This window comes from Sphingobium scionense (assembly GCF_014197035.1).
Taxonomy (GTDB): domain Bacteria; phylum Pseudomonadota; class Alphaproteobacteria; order Sphingomonadales; family Sphingomonadaceae; genus Sphingobium; species Sphingobium scionense.
In genome coordinates this window covers 58,926-75,797 of sequence record NZ_JACIEU010000003.1, presented here as the reverse complement: position 1 = coordinate 75,797, position 16,872 = coordinate 58,926, and the positions used below count along the sequence as shown (strand labels likewise).

Annotated in this window: 16 protein-coding genes; 1 reads left to right on the top strand and 15 read right to left on the bottom strand. The window is 66.6% G+C overall.

Going from position 1 to position 16,872, the window contains the following annotated elements:
• Nucleotides 1-182: 182 nt before the first annotated feature.
• The 13 genes from GGQ90_RS04010 to GGQ90_RS03950 all read right to left on the bottom strand — a co-directional run bounded on the left by GGQ90_RS04010 (nt 183) and on the right by GGQ90_RS03950 (nt 12,517).
• A complete protein-coding gene (locus tag GGQ90_RS04010; RefSeq protein WP_188080944.1) occupies nt 183-929 on the bottom strand; it encodes a prepilin peptidase in 747 nt (248 codons plus the stop codon).
• Complete coding sequence (gene gspN / locus GGQ90_RS04005) at nt 926-1,648, bottom strand: type II secretion system protein N (protein WP_188080943.1); 723 nt, start codon at nt 1,646-1,648, stop codon at nt 926-928. The genes GGQ90_RS04010 and gspN overlap by 4 nt, the downstream gene beginning before the upstream one ends.
• Nucleotides 1,645-2,133, bottom strand: a complete 489-nt coding sequence (gene gspM, locus GGQ90_RS04000; protein WP_188080942.1) for a type II secretion system protein GspM — start codon at nt 2,131-2,133, stop codon at nt 1,645-1,647. Before gspM ends, gspN begins: the two co-directional genes overlap by 4 nt.
• Entirely contained in the window at nt 2,130-3,248 is a 1,119-nt protein-coding gene (gene gspL / locus GGQ90_RS03995) for a type II secretion system protein GspL (protein ID WP_188080941.1), read from the bottom strand. The genes gspM and gspL overlap by 4 nt, the downstream gene beginning before the upstream one ends.
• Nucleotides 3,245-4,240: a type II secretion system minor pseudopilin GspK gene (gene gspK, locus GGQ90_RS03990; RefSeq protein ID WP_188080940.1), complete on the bottom strand. Its 996-nt coding sequence runs from the start codon at nt 4,238-4,240 to the stop codon at nt 3,245-3,247. The genes gspL and gspK overlap by 4 nt, the downstream gene beginning before the upstream one ends.
• Nucleotides 4,227-4,889, bottom strand: coding sequence for a type II secretion system minor pseudopilin GspJ (gene gspJ, locus GGQ90_RS03985; RefSeq protein WP_188080939.1), 663 nt, complete (start codon nt 4,887-4,889; stop codon nt 4,227-4,229). Before gspJ ends, gspK begins: the two co-directional genes overlap by 14 nt.
• Entirely contained in the window at nt 4,889-5,293 is a 405-nt protein-coding gene (gene gspI, locus GGQ90_RS03980; protein ID WP_188080938.1) for a type II secretion system minor pseudopilin GspI, read from the bottom strand. Before gspI ends, gspJ begins: the two co-directional genes overlap by 1 nt.
• 175 nt (nt 5,294-5,468) lie before the next feature.
• Nucleotides 5,469-5,918, bottom strand: coding sequence for a GspH/FimT family pseudopilin (locus GGQ90_RS29240; protein WP_281391418.1), 450 nt, complete (start codon nt 5,916-5,918; stop codon nt 5,469-5,471).
• A 235-nt stretch (nt 5,919-6,153) separates the two neighbouring features.
• The gene (gene gspG, locus GGQ90_RS03970; RefSeq protein WP_188080937.1) at nt 6,154-6,672 is read right to left on the bottom strand and encodes a type II secretion system major pseudopilin GspG; all 519 of its coding nucleotides are present in this window, start codon (nt 6,670-6,672) and stop codon (nt 6,154-6,156) included.
• An 11-nt stretch (nt 6,673-6,683) separates the two neighbouring features.
• Nucleotides 6,684-7,901, bottom strand: a complete 1,218-nt coding sequence (gene gspF / locus GGQ90_RS03965; RefSeq protein ID WP_188080936.1) for a type II secretion system inner membrane protein GspF — start codon at nt 7,899-7,901, stop codon at nt 6,684-6,686.
• Nucleotides 7,894-9,435: a type II secretion system ATPase GspE gene (gspE, locus tag GGQ90_RS03960; protein ID WP_188080935.1), complete on the bottom strand. Its 1,542-nt coding sequence runs from the start codon at nt 9,433-9,435 to the stop codon at nt 7,894-7,896. Before gspE ends, gspF begins: the two co-directional genes overlap by 8 nt.
• A complete protein-coding gene (gene gspD, locus GGQ90_RS03955; RefSeq protein ID WP_188080934.1) occupies nt 9,432-11,675 on the bottom strand; it encodes a type II secretion system secretin GspD in 2,244 nt (747 codons plus the stop codon). Before gspD ends, gspE begins: the two co-directional genes overlap by 4 nt.
• Nucleotides 11,672-12,517 carry a type II secretion system protein N gene (locus GGQ90_RS03950; RefSeq protein ID WP_188080933.1) on the bottom strand — a complete coding sequence of 282 codons (846 nt, stop codon included), beginning with the start codon at nt 12,515-12,517 and terminating at the stop codon, nt 11,672-11,674. Before GGQ90_RS03950 ends, gspD begins: the two co-directional genes overlap by 4 nt.
• Before the next feature lie 184 nt (nt 12,518-12,701).
• On the opposite strand from GGQ90_RS03950, the gene GGQ90_RS03945 reads away from it, so the two are divergent.
• Nucleotides 12,702-13,364 (top strand): prolyl hydroxylase family protein, encoded by a 663-nt coding sequence (locus GGQ90_RS03945; RefSeq protein ID WP_188080932.1) that lies wholly within the window; start codon nt 12,702-12,704, stop codon nt 13,362-13,364.
• Nucleotides 13,365-13,542: 178 nt separating this feature from the next.
• Here the strand turns inward: GGQ90_RS03945 and GGQ90_RS03940 are convergent, their stop codons facing one another.
• Nucleotides 13,543-13,779 (bottom strand): hypothetical protein, encoded by a 237-nt coding sequence (locus GGQ90_RS03940; protein WP_246428112.1) that lies wholly within the window; start codon nt 13,777-13,779, stop codon nt 13,543-13,545.
• A 340-nt stretch (nt 13,780-14,119) separates the two neighbouring features.
• A complete protein-coding gene (locus GGQ90_RS03935; protein WP_188080931.1) occupies nt 14,120-16,819 on the bottom strand; it encodes a TonB-dependent receptor domain-containing protein in 2,700 nt (899 codons plus the stop codon).
• Nucleotides 16,820-16,872 lie beyond the last annotated feature (53 nt).

The window sequence follows — 16,872 nt, the reverse complement described above, 5'->3', positions numbered from 1 at the left end:
CGCTTCTGGTCGCAAGCCGCCCACCCACATCCGTCATGCCGGGCTTGACCCGGCATCCCGCTTTTCTATGCAACAGATAAAGAAGCGGGCCCCCGGCTCAAGGCCGGGGTGACGATGGCAAAAGCTGGTCGCTTCCTGCCCGCCCAAATTTGCGCTCGCAGCCCAGACACTCTCCTCGGCCGCTAGATCAGCGCTCGCACGATCCAGCCCGGCAGCGTCGCAATCGCCAGCAAAGTCCCCAGCGGCACCCGGCTCTGCCCCTGCACAGCCCGGCCCAGCGCCAGCGCGACCAGCGCCCCCGCCAGCCCCAGCGAGGCGGCGATCAGCAGGATGAAGGGCAGCGCCTGCCAGCCCAGCCAGGCGCCGATCGCGCCGAGCAGCTTCGCGTCGCCCAGCCCCAGCCCCTCGCGCCCGCGCAGCGCGCGATAGCCGAGCGCGATCGCCAGCAGCCCCAGATAACCCGCCGCCGCGCCGATCACCCGATCGACCAGCCCGACGTCGGTGGTCCACAGCCCCAGGGTGAAGCCCAGAAAGGCCAGCGGCAGGGTCAGCGCATCGGGCAACCAGAAATGGCGCCAGTCCAGCACCGCCAGGGTCAGCAGCAGCCAGCCGAGCAGCGCCCAGCCGATCCCGCCCGGATCCGGCACGAAGCCCAGCGCCAGCGCGCCGATGATGGCGCAGCCCGCCTCCACCCGGCCATGGAGCGGATCGATCGCCACGCCGCAGGTCCGGCATCGGCCGCGCTGCACCAGCGCGCTCAGCATCGGCACCAGGTCGATCGGCCCCAGCACCCGGCCACAGCCGTCACAGGCCGACCGGCCGCGCATCACGCCGCGCCCCTGCGGCCAGCGCAGGATCAGGGTGGCAAGGAAACTGCCCGCGATCGCACCCGCGACCGCGCCGACCAGGGCAGCCCAAGGATCGATCACAACGTCCCTTCGACCTTCAGCACATAGGCGTTGCCGACCGTGGCGAAGCCCGCCTGCCCCAGCGTCCCGGCCAGCGCCGGGTCGGCGGTTTCCACCCGCATTTCGGCGATATAGCGGCCCGACCGCCAGATGCGCAGATTGATCTTTTCCATGCCCGACTGGCTGACCAGCGGCAGCAGCAGCGAGTCACCATCGCAGGCGACCGTGCCCGACAGCCCCTGCGACAGGTTCAGCCCGGCGATCTGCGTCGCCATCCGCGCCCGCACCCGGCCTTCGGCATGACCGCAGACATCGCCGCGATAATAGCCGCTGACATCCTCCATCATCAGCCCGCTGACCGGCAGCGGCGCGAAGGTGCGGCCCAGCGGCACCGAACCGGTCACATCATCGATGCCGATCCGGTCTAGCCCGACGGTCAGCGCCCCTTGGATGTCGTCGGGCTGGCCGCGATGCCGGGCAATGTCGAACCGCGCCCGGCCGACCAGCAGCGAGACAGGCGACAGGCCGGCGCGCACCGACCCCATCGGCATTTCGCCCAGCATCAGCTGGTCGATCCGCCCGCTCCACACGCTGCCGCGTATCTCGCGCGCGGCCAGGCCCAGCCGGTCGAGCTGCGCCAGCCCCAAAGCCACCCGCATCGGAATGAAGACGATCAGGCCGAATATGAACAGCGCGATCAGGATGATGCGCATCCGGCGCGACAGGATCAGCCCCTTCATTGGCCGCCTCCCCGCACCAGCACCGCCTGCACCGACACGCTGCCCGCCGTCGGCGAGGGCCGCGCGCTCATCGTCTCGATGCGAAGCCCCTGCGCCTCCAGCCCCGCGATCCAGCTCATCATCGCCACCGGTCGGACCGAGGCGATGGCGATCTCCATCCGGTCATTGCCCTGCGGCTGCGCCCGTTCCAGCGTCAGCCCGGCCTCGCCCGCGCTCTGGCCGACAAACTGCTCGATCGGGATGGCCGGGCCGGTCGGTGTGGGCCTGCGCGGCAGATGCTTCAACAGCTTCACCTTGGCACGGATCGCGGCGTTGCGATCGGTCGCTTCGCGCAGGGCGTCGCGGGCGGACCGCTGCGCATGGGTCAGCGGTCGGGCCACGCCCAGCCACAATATCACCACCGCCAGCAGCGCGAACATCACGCCCAGCATCCATTGCTCGCGCGGCGATCGCTCGATCCAATAGGCTTTCATCCTGTCCATCATGACCGCACCGTAATATCTGCCAACGTGCGCCCGCCCGGATCCTGGGAAGGGGTCGCCGTGATCGTGTAACCGGCCGCCTGCAGCGCCAGCAACACGATGTTGATGTCATCCGCCTTGGCGGCGGCCAGCGTCGCGCGCACCATGCCGTCGGGATCGCGCGACAGCACCGTCAGCGACACGCCCGGCGCATCCTGCATCGCGCTCATCAGGCCGGCGACCGGCGCGGTGAAGGCATAGGCCCCGGCCCCGCGCGCGGCGAGTTGCCGGTCCATCTCCGCCTCGACCTGCATCACGTCCGAAGCCTCCGGCAGCACCTGCCGTGCCAGCGCCAGGCTCTCGCCATCGACCTGGCTGGCGGCGACATTCTGCCGCACCAGCGTCACCAGGCTGATGAGCAGGCTGGCCAGCAGGATCAGGCCGCACCAGATCGCGATCCGGCCCAGCGCCCGCGTATCGATCTGCCGCCGCACCCGCTTGGCGAAATCGCCCTGGCGCAGGTCGATCGGCGGCGCGTCGAGCGCCGCCACCAGCCGCGCTTCGATCTCATCCGCCGCAACCTCCCGCACCGGCGCGTCGCCGATCAGTTCGGGCAGCGCCATGTCGGCGGTCAACGCCATGTCAGGGCCGCGCAATACCGACGCCCCGCCAATCATTCCAGATACGAAACCATTCTCACTTTCCGGCAGCAGCAGCGCTGCCGGCACGATGATGTCGGGGTCCAGCCCATGATGCTGCGCCCAAAGCAGCCAGTGCTGCATGTCGCTGCGCGCCGCGATCGCCACGATGTGCGGGCGGGCGGGATCGTCATTCTCATCGGCGGCGGCGAACAACTGGTCGGACGGCAGGATGGCGCCGGCCAGCGCGCCCAGCCGCGCCGCCGCCCGCCCCTGCCGCGCCGGCAGGTCGGGATGCGACACCCAGTGCAGCGCCACCAGCGCGGCCGGCGGCACGAGCATCACCCGCGCCCTGTCGGGCAGCGCGGCAAGGCCACAGGCGGCCAGCCAGTTTGCCCCGGCGCCGGTCTGGACGATCGCGCCATCCACCACCCGCATCCATGTCGGCGCGTCCTCCGCCCCTTCGGGCAGGGCAATGATCAGGGCATCGGCCGAACTCATGCGCCCGTCCCCCAATCGCGCCGCACCAGCCGGATCGGCGGTTGCCGGGCATCGATCAGCCCGCGCTCCACCACTTGCGTTCCCCCTACATTCACCGACACGTCCACTCTGAAAAATCCCGTCGTCAACTTGACCTGCTCTGCCACCTCCGCGAGCGGGCTGAGCCCCGCCAGCGAAGGGGTCGCCCAGAATTGCGTTGTGCTGCCGTAGCCTTCCGCCGGCCGTTGCGCCAGCAATTGCCGTGCCTGCGCGACGCTCAATTGCCCCGGCAGCAGCATCGCGAACAGGGGTGCCTGATCGGGCAGCAAGGTATTGATATTGATCGGCGACATGTCCGACACCGGCAGCGCGCAGACCCAGGGCCGGACCAGATCATAGACCGCCGGCGTGATGCCGTTCACCGCCCGCAACTCGCTGGCGTCGACCATGAAGCGGTTGGCGGTGCGATAGGGCCGCGCCGCGCGGGCATAGGTCTCGTCCTCCGCCCCTGCCGGCTGGGGCACGCTGTCGGTATCGATCCAGTCGGCGAGCGAGGCAGCGGCGACCTGCGCCTGGCGCACATCGACGCCCAGCGCCTGCAACAGCGCCTGGAACTGCGAAACCGCCACCGGCCGCACCTTCAGGCTGTTCTCGTTGTTGCCCGCAACCACGCTGTTGAGGTTGAAGCAGTTGCTGCCGTCGGTCACCCGCGCCGTCGCCATGCCGCCGGGCACCGGGATCGCCTGCGGCGTGCCCATCCAGTTGCCCGCCAGCGTCGTCTTGCCGGGGCTGGCCGCGACCAGATCGCCGATCTTCAGCCGCGCGATCACCATGCCCGCATCGGCAAAGGCCCGCCCCTGATCGACCGCGCCGCCATTGCCGGTCATCCGCGTCGCCAGCGCCACCCGCTCCAGCGCCGTGGCCGCCACCACCGCCATCACCGCGACCAGCAGCAATACGGTCAGCAACGCGGCGCCGCGCTCCTCCGGACGGTTGGGATCAGGTCGCCGCATTGGCCGCCTCCTGATCGTCAAGCGGGGCTTCCTTGGGACCGGGCGCCACCAGGAAGCGCAACATGACCGGCGGCTCGCCGGTGCGCTTGACCACCATCTCCACCGCGCGCGGCATCAGGTCGGGCTGGCCCGGCGTCCACTCCTCGCGCCATTCGCCCTCCCCATCGCGGAAGCGCAGCGTCACTTCCTCGACATGGTCGAGCAGCGCCGCCGGCTCGTCGCCCGCAGCCCCGTCGATCTGGGCATAGCCGCGCCGTTCCAGCCGGCCCTGCCGCACCCAATATTCGACCTTCTGCAAGGACGGCCGGGGCAGGTCGCCCAGATTGTCCCATCCGCCGCGCACGAACTGCATCACCGGCTGTTCCTCGCCATCGCGATGCGCCCAGAAGGCCGGTGCCAGCGTCCCCGCCTCGGTGCGGCTGATGCGCGGCACCGCCTGGCCAAGATCGGCCGACAGCGCGCCCGCCGCCCGCTGGATCGCCGCCATGTCGTCCAGCCGCGCCTTGACCTGCGCCTGCGCCGACACGCTGTTGCCCAGCAACAGCACGCCCGCCGCCGCCAGCATCGCAAAGATCATCAGCGCGACGAGCAGTTCAATGAGGGTAAAACCTTGTTCATCCCGTCCGCCTTCCGGCTTCTCCGGCCTCATCACTCCACCTCCCGCAGGAAGCTGAGCACCACCGGCGATGCGCCCGGCTGGCCGTCGACCAGCAGATCGACCTGCAACAGGCGCTTGTCCTCGGTCGCCTTGACGGTGCGGGTCCAGTGCCAGCGGCGACCGCCATTCTCGACCTCGCCATCTTCCTCGCCCACGGAGGGCGGGGTGACATCGCTCTGCACTTCGACCATCAGGTTGCGGGCAACGATCTGGCCCAGCGCCTTGCTGTCGAGATCGGCGGCGGTGCGCAAAGTCACCCCCTGCAACCGCACCAGCGCCAGCGCCGCCAGGCTGAACACCGCCAGCGCGACCAGCATTTCGAGCAGCGTGAAGCCGTGTTCGGCGGAACGCCTCAAAGGCGTGAAGCCGTGTTCGGCGGAACGCGACGAAGACATGAAGCCGTGCTGGGCGGAACGGCCACCCCAATCACCGCCGTCATCCCGGACTTGATCCGGGATCCATTCGGCGCTCCCTTGCCGGGCGTGAAGCCCTGTTGGGCGGAACGCTTCAAAGCGCAGCGCCGAATGGATCCTGACTTTCGTCAGGATGACGGAAGAAAAGGACCGCCGATCAGCCACCGACTACGACCTTTCCGGCCATGTCGACGCTGACCTGCACCCGCTCCGCCTCGCGCGCCAGGGTGATGGTCAGCGGATCGGTGGGCAGGCCGGTGCCGTCGAAGGCGATCTGCTGGCGGCCGTCCTGACCCACCAGCGCCCGCGTACCGGTCTTCCAATTGGCGCTGACGAAGGGTTTTTCCTCCATCGGCACCCATTGGCTGCCCTCGCGGCGCTGGAAACCATAGCCCGAGGCGGAGACCCACACACCCATCGGGCGCGCGGTGACGACCGCTTCGTCGCGCGCGGCGGCGACGCGCGCGGCAAAGCGATCGGCATCGTCAACGATCCGCCCGCGCGGATCGGGAATGGCGATCACCACGGCAGCCGAAATGAAGCCGATGATCGTCAGCACGACCATCAGCTCGATCAGCGTGAAGCCGTGTTCGGCGGAACGCTTCAAAAGCGTGAAGCCCTGCTGGGCGGAACGCGACAAAGGCGTGAAGCCGTGTTCGGCGGAACGGCCGCCCCGCTCCTCGCCGTCATCCCGGACTTGATCCGGGATCCATTCAGCGCTCCGCTCGCGACGCAGCGCCGAATGGATCCTGACTTTCGTCAGGATGACGGCAGGAGAAATCCACCGGTCAGCCACCGCCATCCACCGTCCGGCCATCAAGGCGAGCGGAAGGCGTGCGGCGTCAGATTTCGCTGGAATAGATGTCCGCATTTTCATTCTCGCCGCCCGGCTGGCCATCGGCGCCCAGCGAACTGATGTCGAACGCGCCCTTCTTGCCCGGCACGGTGTAGATATAGGCGCGGCCCCACGGGTCCTGCGGCAGCTTCTTGATATAGCCGCCACGGCGATAACGCTGCGGCTGCGCCAGCGAGGCCGGCGGATTGAGCAACGCCTGCAAGCCGTCCGACGCGGCGGGATAGGTCAGGTTGTCGAGCCGATATTGCTCCAGCGCCTGCTCGATGGTCGAGATATCGGCCTTGGCCTTTTCGACGCGGGCGGTGTCGGTCGCGGGAATGACGTTGATCGCCACGATCGTCGCCAGCAGGCCGATGATGACGATCACGACCATAAGTTCGACAAGCGTGAAGCCGTGTTCGGCGGAACGCCTCGAAGACGTAAAGCCGTTTTCCGCCGGACGACGGGCGGCAAGCTGCGCCTCCCGTTCGATCAGCGCGGCCCGGATCTTGTTCAACTTCAGCATATTCTACTCCTTCAAGCCCCGGTCAGGCTTTGCAGCTGCAGGATCGGCAGCAGGATGGACAGGATGATGACGGCGACGATGCCCCCCATCAATATGATGATGATCGGCTCCAGCATGGCGAGCGCGGTCGAGGTAAAGGCGTCGAACTCGCGCTCCAGATAGTCGGCCGCGCGTTCCAGCATCGTGTCGAGCCGCCCGGCGCTTTCGCCGCTCGCCGCCAGATAGACCAGCAGCGGGGGAAACACCCCTGCCCGCTTCAACGCCGCCGACAGGCTGCCACCGCCCCGGATCGCTTCCACGATATCGTCCGACGCCTTGCGCAGCACCCGGTTATGCACAGTATTGGCGGTCAGCGACAGCCCCTCCATCAGCGGCAGCCGGCTCGCCACCATCGTCGAGAGCGTGCGCGCCATCCGCGCGGCGTGCAGGTCGCGGATCAGCCGGCCCAGCACCGGCAGGCCCAGCAGCATCGCGTCGAAGCGATAGCGGAAACTGTCGATCCTGAGCGCGCGCCAGAAGCCGAAGGCGCCAAGCCCGATCAGGATCAGCAGCAGCCACCAATAGCCCGCCAGGAAAGCGGAAATGCCCATCACCATCCGCGTGAGCAGCGGCAATTGCTGGCCCACCGTGTCGAACTGTTCGACCACCTTGGGCACGACGAAGATCATCAGCGCCGCGACCACGAACACGGCAAAGGTCGCCAGCACCGAGGGATAGGCGATCGCGGTCAGCACTTTCAAACGCATAACTGCCTGCCGCTCCATCAGTTCGGACAGACGCTCCATGATGGTGGGCAGGCTGCCGGAGCTTTCGCCGGCCGAGATCATCGCGCGATAGAGGGCGGGAAAGCTTTTCGGCTCCGCGCCCAGCGCATCGGCCAGCCGCCGCCCCTCCAGCACGCCCGAATGGACCTTGCCCACGATGGCGCGGACATGATCCTGCTCGCTCTGCCGGCCGATGGTGCGCAACGACTCCTCCAGCGGGCTCACCTGGACCAGGGTCGAGAGTTGCCGGGTAAAGAGCGTCAGTTCCTTGGCCGACAGCTTGGGCGCGCGTAGCGACAGGCCGGCCCGCTTGCGCGCCTTGTCCGCCGCACCGGCCTCGAGACGAACGACGAACAGCTTGCGCGTGTCCAGCTTGACCCGCGCCTCCTCGACGCTGTCCGCTTTGACGCTGCCCTTGCGTTCCCTGCCCGCCGGGTCGATCGCGACATAGTCGAAATCAGCCATCGGCGATGGTTTCCGCCTCGATCGCGTCGCGGCGCGACACCCGGATCGCTTCCTCGGCGGTGGTCTGGCCGTCCCGCACGAGCGCGCGCGCGGCCGACCCAAGGTTGGGCGCATTCAGGAAGGCATGACGGGCAATCAGCGATTCGTCGCCGCCGTCGTTGATCAGGCGGCGGATCGTATCATCGACGCGGATCGCCTCGAACACGCCGATCCGGCCCTTGTAGCCGGTGCCACTGCATTCGTCGCAGCCGCGCGCCCGGTAGATGATCGTGCCGGGGTCAAAGCCCAGCAGCGCGCTTGCCGACTTGTCGGCCTGCACCGGTTCGCGGCAATGCTGGCACAGGCGCCGGACCAGACGCTGGGCGACGACGGCACGCAGCGTGGAGGCGAGCAGGAATGGCTCGACCCGCATGTCGCGCATGCGGGTGATCGCGCCGACCGCGTCGTTGGTATGGACGGTCGACAGCACGAGATGGCCGGTCAGCGACGCCTGCACCGCGATCTCGGCGGTCTCGCGGTCGCGGATTTCGCCGACCATGACGACATCGGGATCCTGGCGCAGGATCGCGCGCAGCCCGGCGGCGAAGGTCAGGCCGACCTTGGCATTGACCTGGGTCTGGCCGACGCCCTCCATCGCATATTCGACCGGGTCTTCGACGGTCAGGATGTTCCGCGAACCGTCATTCAGGTTACGCAAGCCGGCATAGAGCGTCGTCGTCTTGCCCGAACCGGTCGGGCCGGTGACCAGGATGATGCCGTTCGGCTCACCCAACCCCTCGCGGAAGATGCGGTCGGGCGCGCCGGTCATGCCCAGCAGGTCGAGCGTGATGCCGGCATTTTCCTTGTCCAGGATACGCAGCACCACCCGCTCGCCCGCCCGGCTCGGCAGGGTCGATACGCGCACGTCGAGCAGCTTGCCGCCCAGGGTCAGGCCGATGCGGCCATCCTGCGGCACGCGCCGTTCGGCGATGTCGAGCCGCGCCATCACCTTGATGCGGCTCACCACCACCGGTGCCACATGCGGCGGCATGCGCAGCGTCTCGCGCAGCACCCCGTCGACGCGCATGCGCACGACCAGGCCGGTCTCATAGGGTTCGATATGAATGTCCGACACGCCCTGGCGCGCGGCCTCGGCGATGATGCCGTTGATCAGGCGGATCGCCGGCGCGTCGTCCGCACTGTCGAGCAGATCGTCGGCGGTCGGAATGTCGGCGGCCAATATGTCCAGTTCGTCCGCGCCCATCTCGATCGACCCGGCCATGGCGGCGGCACTGCCATCCATCGCATAACGGTCCGACAGATGGCGGTCGAACTGCGGCGCCTCGACAAAGCGCACGTCGAAGCTGCGGGCGAGATGACGGCGCACCTCCAGCAGCACGCGCGGATCGCTGCCCTCGCGCACCGCGATCGACAGTCGCTCGCCATCCTGCGGCAGCATTACCACGCCATGCTTGCGGGCAAAGCCATAGGGGATATCGACGGGCCGTGGCGGAAGAACCGACGGCAATAGCGCCCCTTGCTCCAGTTCGCTCACTTCTTCTCTCCGCTTGGCGGCAGGTCGACCGGGCGGACGACGCCGCTCGACTGCCGCACCGTGGGTTCGATGACCTGAACCTGTCCCGGGGCGGGCGCCGTTGCTGGCGCCCCGGCCTGCGGCTCGACCACGACATCGCCGGGCTGCGGCGCGATCGGCGGCTGCGCGCCCATATAGTCGCGCACCAGCTCGTCGATGGTCGGCTCGCTGTCGGGGCTGCGCTGCAACTGCATGCCGCGCACATAGCCATAGCGCTGCTGGGTCAGGCGCTGGGCATCTTCCTTGGTCCGCAGGATGGTCGGCCGGATGAAGACCATCAAATTGGTCTTGGTCCGGCTCTTGCTGCGCGACTTGAACAGCTCGCCAATGCCAGGAATGTCGGACAGCAGCGGGATGCGCTCGATCGTCTTGCGCTCATTGTCATCGAGCAGGCCGCCCAGCGCCAGTATCTCGCCGTCATCGACCGTGACCGTGGTCTCGATCTCGCGCTTGTTGATGATCAGATCGCTGCTCGAATTGCTGACCGGACCAGCCACGCTCGACACTTCCTGCTTCAGGAACAGCTTGATCGCGCCGCCGGTGTTGATCTGCGGCTTCACCTCCAGCTTGATGCCGACATCCTGGCGCTGGACGGTTCGGAACTGATTGTCGAAATTCTGGCTCAGCGCCTCGCCCGTGGTCACCGGCACCTGCTGGCCGACCAGGATAGACGCCTTCTGATTGTCCAGCGTCATCACCGATGGCGTCGACAACAGGTTGCTCTCGGTATCCGACTTCACCGCATTGATGATCGCGCCGAAAATGCCATTCTTGCCGATCTGCGTCCCAAGGCCGCCAATGATGCCCGATGCGCTCGACAGGCTGTTGACCGCCGCCTCGGTCAGGCTGCTGGCAAGGTCGCTGTTGGTCTGTGTCTCGGTCGTGGTCGTCGTGCCATCGGCCGCCACCACCGTCGTCTTGCTGGTGCCCAGCTGGGTCGCGCCATAGGCGCCCGCGATCGTCAGCAGGCTGGGCGAGGCATTGCTGTAATTGGTCGCGGCAAAGCCGGTCGATGTGCTGCCGAGCAGGAACTGCACGCCCAGCTTCTTGGCCGCCGCGTCGCTGATCTCGACGATGATCGCCTCCACCAGCACCTGCTCGCGACGGGTGTCGATCTGGCGGATGGTTTCGCCCAGCATGCGCTGCACGTCGCTGTTGGCGGCGACGATGATCGCATTGGCGCCTTCATAGCGGGTGACGATCGCCGGGCCACGGGTGGAAATGCCGCTGCCACTCGATCCGCTGGAGCCTGCCGCGACCGGTGCTGCCGCGGCGCTGGCCGGGGCTGCGCCGCCACCAGCACCGCCGCTCGCGCCGGCCGCCGGGACCGACGAGGTGACGGGCGTGCTGCTCGACTGGCCGATCAACTGCTGCAACACCGGCAACAGCTTCTCCGCATCGGCATGTTCCAGCCAGTAGACGCGGATTTCGGTGCCGCTCGCCGCCTGTCGGTCCAGTTCCCGCGCCATGTTCGCCAGGCGGGTGACGGTATTCACATCGCCGCGAATGGCGATCGCATTGCTGCTGTCGATCGGCACCACGCTGGCGGCCGCCGGCGCACCATTCTCGCCGCCGCCGCCGCTCTGCACCAATGCCTGCAGCGAGGTCGCAATCTCGCGCGCACCGGCATTTTTCAGCATCACCATCTGGGTCGAACTGGTGTCCCGGTCCACCCGCGCGATCACCTGGCGGATGCGGGCGACATTGTCGGCAAAATCGGCGACGACGATGCTGTTACCGGCGCGATTGGCCGTGACCGTGCCTTCCTTGCTGATCAGCGGGCGCAGCGTTTCCAGCACGCTCGCCGCATCGACCGACCGCAGGCGGAAGACTTCGGTGACGAAGCTGTTGCGGGTCGCCGCCCGGCCCACCGCGCTCGGCTGGCCGGCCGCCCCGTCCGCCGGCTGGATGCGATAGGCACCACCGGGCGCCGGGATCGCCACCAGCCCGTTGGCACGCAGCGTCGACAGCACGATCTCGAAATATTCCGACTTGGACAGCGGCCGGTCGGTCACCACCGACACTTTCCCCTGCACCCGGTTGTCGATGATGAAGGTGCGGCCGGTGACGCGCGCGGCATCCTGGATGAAGGCGCGGATATCGGCATCGCGCACGTTCAGCGTCTGCTGCGCCAAAGCCGGGACCGGAGCAGCCAGGACCAGCGCGAGGGCGGCGGAATATTTGAGGATATGTCTGGTCATTGGCCTTGCAATATCAGGTTGATCGGCACGGTAACGGCGCCGCGCTCCACGGTCAGGGACAGGCGTGCGCCGGGCACGATCTGGTTCTGCAATGATGCCAGGTCGCCGGCCGACCCGATCGGCTGGCCGTTGATCTGGGTCACGATGTCACCGGCCTGGAAACCGGCATATTGGAAACCCGGCCCCCTGGGGCTCAGCACCAGCCCGGTCACCCGGCCATTCTGGGTGCGCGGGAAAAAGCCGATGTCGCGCTTCACCGCGTCGGCGCTCGGTGCATCGCGGCCCGGCACCGGCGACGGCGCCACCTCGCCCTCGGGCGCGCTGCCCGGTCCGTCGGCTGGTCCGCCAATCGCCGGCGCAGTCTGCGACTGGTCCAGGAACACCTGTTCCTCCACCCCGCCGCGGTCGATCGTCACATGGTCGAAGGATACCGCCTTCAGCACCACGCCGGGCATGATCTCATCCCCCACGGCATAGCTGTTCTGGATGCCATCGGGCGTCGCCAGGATCGCCGATCCCTGCCCCGTGCCTTCATTCAGCCGCACGCCATAAAGGGTCAGCGCCAGCGAGGTGACGACGCCATTGCCGGCCTGCGGCGCGCCGGTGCGGAAAAAGGGATCGAAGCTGGCAAACAGCGCCTGGCGCGCGCTGGCCGAAAGCAGCTGCGCCTGGCGCCCTTCCCAGGGGCCAAAGGCACCGACTGGTGTCAGCAACACCCATATCAGCCGGGCGAGCTGCAACGCCAGCATCGCCAGCAACAGCTTCTCGACCAGCCCCAGCCAGTCGACCGGCCGCGCATAGCGCCGCCACCCTTGCAACTTGTCGCCGAACGGCACACGCATGAGCCGAAATGTCCCCCTTGGTTCGCCCGCCTGCTAGGCAACTGTTCTTACTGCTAGATGACGTTTATGTTACCATAATATGACATCAGACAATGGGGCCGCGACGATGCTTGCATTTCATGGGTCGAGCGATAGCTAGAGCAACGGAAACCGGCGCCCTGCGCCGTCATTCGCGGAAATGCCCATGACCTTGTCCGACCCGATCCTGCCCCCGCCACCCGCCGCGCCCGACGCCGATCCGGCCTGGATCGCCAGCCATCCGCGCGTCCAGCGGGTGCCCAGCAAGGATCTCACCCTTTTCATCCAGCGTGATTTCCTGAGCCTTGAGGAATGCGCTCAGGTGATCGCGCGGATCGATGCGGACCGTCGGCCCTCGACCATCGCCGATGCCAATGGCGACGGCTATTTCCGCACCAGCGAGACCTGCGACCTCGACCATGACGACCCGTTCGTCGCCGCCCTCAACGCGCGCCTCGACGGTTTTGCCGGCATCGCCACCCCATATGGCGAACCGATCCAGGGCCAGCGCTATGGCGTGGGACAGGAATTCAAGGCCCATACCGATTATTTCGAGCCCAAGGGCGCGGACTATGACAAATTCTGCGCGGTCGCGGGCAACCGCACCTGGACCTTGATGGTCTATCTCAACGAACCCGCCGCCGGCGGCGCCACCCGCTTCACGAAGATCGGCAAGACGGTACAGCCTGAAGCGGGCAAGTTGCTCGCCTGGAACAACCGCATCACCCCCGACCGCTTCAACCCCGCCAGCATCCACCACGGCATGAAGGTCCGCAGCGGCGTCAAGCATGTCATCACCAAATGGTATCGCGAACGCCCCTGGGGCTAAGGTCGCGCACGGCGGCTGGGATGGGTGGCTTCCTGCCATTCCCCTCCCGTAAACGGGAGGGGCAGCGAGACTTAGGCGCGCAGCGCGTTAGTCGCAGCGGGGTGGGCTTGTGCGACGTCCAGCCCACCCCCTAACCCCCTCCCGCCTGCGGGAGGGGGAACATGTCCGCACTTGGTCGTCAGACGCCATGTGCTGCATCGGCTTCAGCGAGGAGGCTTCGGAGAACAGCAGCACCTTCCTCGTCTAATGGCAAATCCACTGCCAAGGCGCGGCGGCGGATGCTCTCCATTTGGGCATCGTGAAGCGGGCAGGAAGTGAAGTCATCCCAATCCCATTTGCCACCGGTTCCGGCGAGAAACGCGCTTATCATTTCAACAGTGTATTGCCGCTCGTTCTTCATGCCGACAGCCTTCATGGAACGGCCGCTATCGGGCAAGCCTATTTGCGCGTCGAAGGTCTAAAAATGGTCGTCAGCGGTCAAAGCCCGATATCGTCGCTCGCAATGAAGGGGTTGTTCGCTTCCAGACCATCCTCCCCTGCAAGGGGAGGTGGATGGCCGAAGGCCAGACGGAGGGGTGTCCCCCTCTCGATAGGACGACACCCCTCCACCACTTCGTGGTCCCCCTCCCCTTACAGGGGAAGAATTTACAGCCGCTTCTGGTCGTTTGCAGCCAAAGCCCAACACCGTCATCCAGCCCCCCAACGCAAAAGGGCGCCCGATCGGGCGCCCTTTCCGTTTCCACTCTGCCGCAGCCTTAGAAGGTGGTCGACAGCGAGAAGTTGAAGGTCGTGCCGTAATTATAGGCGTTGTAGATGACCTTGTTGGTGCCGTTCGACTGGCTTTCCTCATAGTCGTTGCCAAGGATGTTGCGGACCTCGAACTTGGCGTCGAACTGGCGCCCCGCGACATAGACGCCCTGGCGCGCCACGAAGTCCAGGTTGATGCCGGGATGTTCATAGACGTCCGGCTGGTCCTGGTTGGCAAGGCCACGGCTGGTCACGCGCTTGCTGGCATAGGACAGGATCAGCGTCTGCTGCGACAGCTTGTCCTGATCTTCCAGGCCGAACTGGAAGTTGACCAGATGGTCCGACTGGCCCGTCAGCGGCGAACCGTTGCGGAAATAGTCGGTCGCCAGCGTCGACGACGCACCGAACACGGCGGTGGTGTCGCCCTCCTTCACCTTCAGCTTGGATTGGGTGTAGGTATAGTTGGCGATCGTCACCAGACGGCGGGTCGAGAAGAACGCGCTATCCGACAGGCGCGACAGGTCGAAATATTTCTGCAGCTCGACTTCGCCGCCATAAAGGTCGGCCTTGGGCGCATTGGCGAAGCTGGTGATGAACGCATCGCTGTTGAGCGAGATGAAGGTTTCGATCGGATTGTCGATCGTCTTGTAGAAGCCCGACAGCGTAAAACGCTGATCCCGCGCGAAATACCATTCATAGCGCGCTTCCGCGTTGAACAGCTTGCTGTCCTGCAGATAGGGATTGCCCTGATAGCGACGGTTGGTGTCGGGATCGAAGTAGAATTGATAGATCAGCTCGCGGAACTGCGGCCGGGCAATGGTCTTCGACGCGTTCAGGCGCACCTGCATGTCGTCGCGCATCTGCCAGGTCAGCGTGCCGCTGGGCAGCCAGTAATCATTGTCGAGCTGGGTCGATGCCGTGCTGGCGCCCGGCGTGTTGAACACCTGCAGCGGCGACACATTGAGCTTGGCCGTTTCGTAGCGCACGCCCGCATCGAGCGACAGGTCGTCCAGGATCTGCCAGTTCAGCTTGCCATAGCCGGCATGGTTCTTGAGCGTCGCGCGGAAGGCGGGATTGCCTTCGTTGGTTTCGATCAGGGCAATGTCATAATAGTTGACGATGCCCGGCGCCAGCAGCAGGTCGGGGCGCAGCACGCCCACGCCCTCGGGCATGTCGTTGGTCGCGCGGAACTGGAAGTCGCGGCGCGAACTGGTGCGGTTGGTGTCGACATAGGCATAGCCGGCGGTCAGCGCCATGTCGGCCGACGGCTTCCAGGTCAGGTCCGCGCCGCCCGACCACAGATCCTCGTTGAGGTCGGAGAAGCTGACCGTCGCGGTCTGGCCGGTATTGCCGTTCAGCCGGTTGATGAACAGATTGCCATAGGGGTCGGCGGCCGCATTGGTGCGGATATATTCGAACGACAGTTCATAGGGGGCCTCGCGCTGCGAATTGGCGAAACCGCCGCGCACGTCCAGGCTGAACGCCGGGCTCAGCTTGAACTCGCCCACCACCTGCGTATCGATCAGCTGGCGCTCATACCAGGCGGTATCCTGCTCCATGATGTCCGACGTCGGCTGGGTCTGCGTGTTGCCCAGGCCCATGCGGGTGTGCTTGAGCGTGTCGCGGATATAGAGGTTGGTCCAGCGGATCTTGTTCTCGCCAAACTCCAGGCCCAGGCCCAGCAGGCCGTTCACGACGATGCGATTGTCGGTCGTGACGCGCTGGAAATCCGAATTGAGCGCCGACAGGTCGGGCGTGATCGAATTTTGCTGACGCTGGTCGCGCGTCGTCCACTTGTTGCTGTAGCCGGCGGTGGCGATCAGGCCCAGCGTCGAACCGCCCAGGTCGAACGAGGTGCCGCCCGAGATGGTCGCCGAATAATTGGGGTCGATATCCTTGATGCGCTGGACGGTGCCCTTGCTGAAGCGCACCATTTCCGCCGCGATCGCAGTGCTGTCGACATTGCCCGAGCTGATCCGTTCGCCGCTGGCGAAGAAGGCGGCGAGCGCCGGCGGGATGTCGCGGCTGCCATTGTCGAAGCCGGTCCAGTCGCTCTTGCTGCCATAATAGCTATAGCCCATCTGATAGGTGGTTTCGGTGTTGGCACCGATACCGCCGCTGATCGTCAGGAAGCTTTCCGCCGGCACGGCATTGGTCGTCAGGTTGATGACGCCGCCGCCGAACTCGCCGGGATAATTGGCCGAATAGCTCTTCTGCACCATCGAGGAAGAGACGATGTTGGTCGGGAACAGGTCCAGCGGCACGACGCGCTTGAGCGGCTCGGGGCTAGGCAGCGGCGAACCGTTCAGCAGCGCGAGCGAATAGCGATCGCCCAGACCGCGGACATAGACATAGCCGTTGCCGACCACCGACAGGCCGGTGACGCGGCCCAGCGCGCCGGCGATGTTGCCGTCGCCGGTCCGGGCGATGTCGGCCGAAGACAGGACCGAAACCACCGCCGGAATATTCTTCTGGACGTTGGCACCACGGCGGCCGGTGACGATGATGTCGGAACCGGGCACCGAAATGTCGGGCGCCGCCTCCGGATCCTCCGCAGTCGAGCGACCGGCGGCAGCGGCCGGATCGGCCGCCTGCGGGTCGGACGTGGTTGCATCGGCGGGCGCGGGCACTTCCTGTGCCAGCGCGGCCGGCGCGACCAGCGCGGTGGAAAGCAGCAGCAGGCCCGCGAACTTGAGCGGCGTCGCCATCGAATATCCCCTAGATATGGTCATTGCACGTTTCGGGGCGGGATGCGGCCATC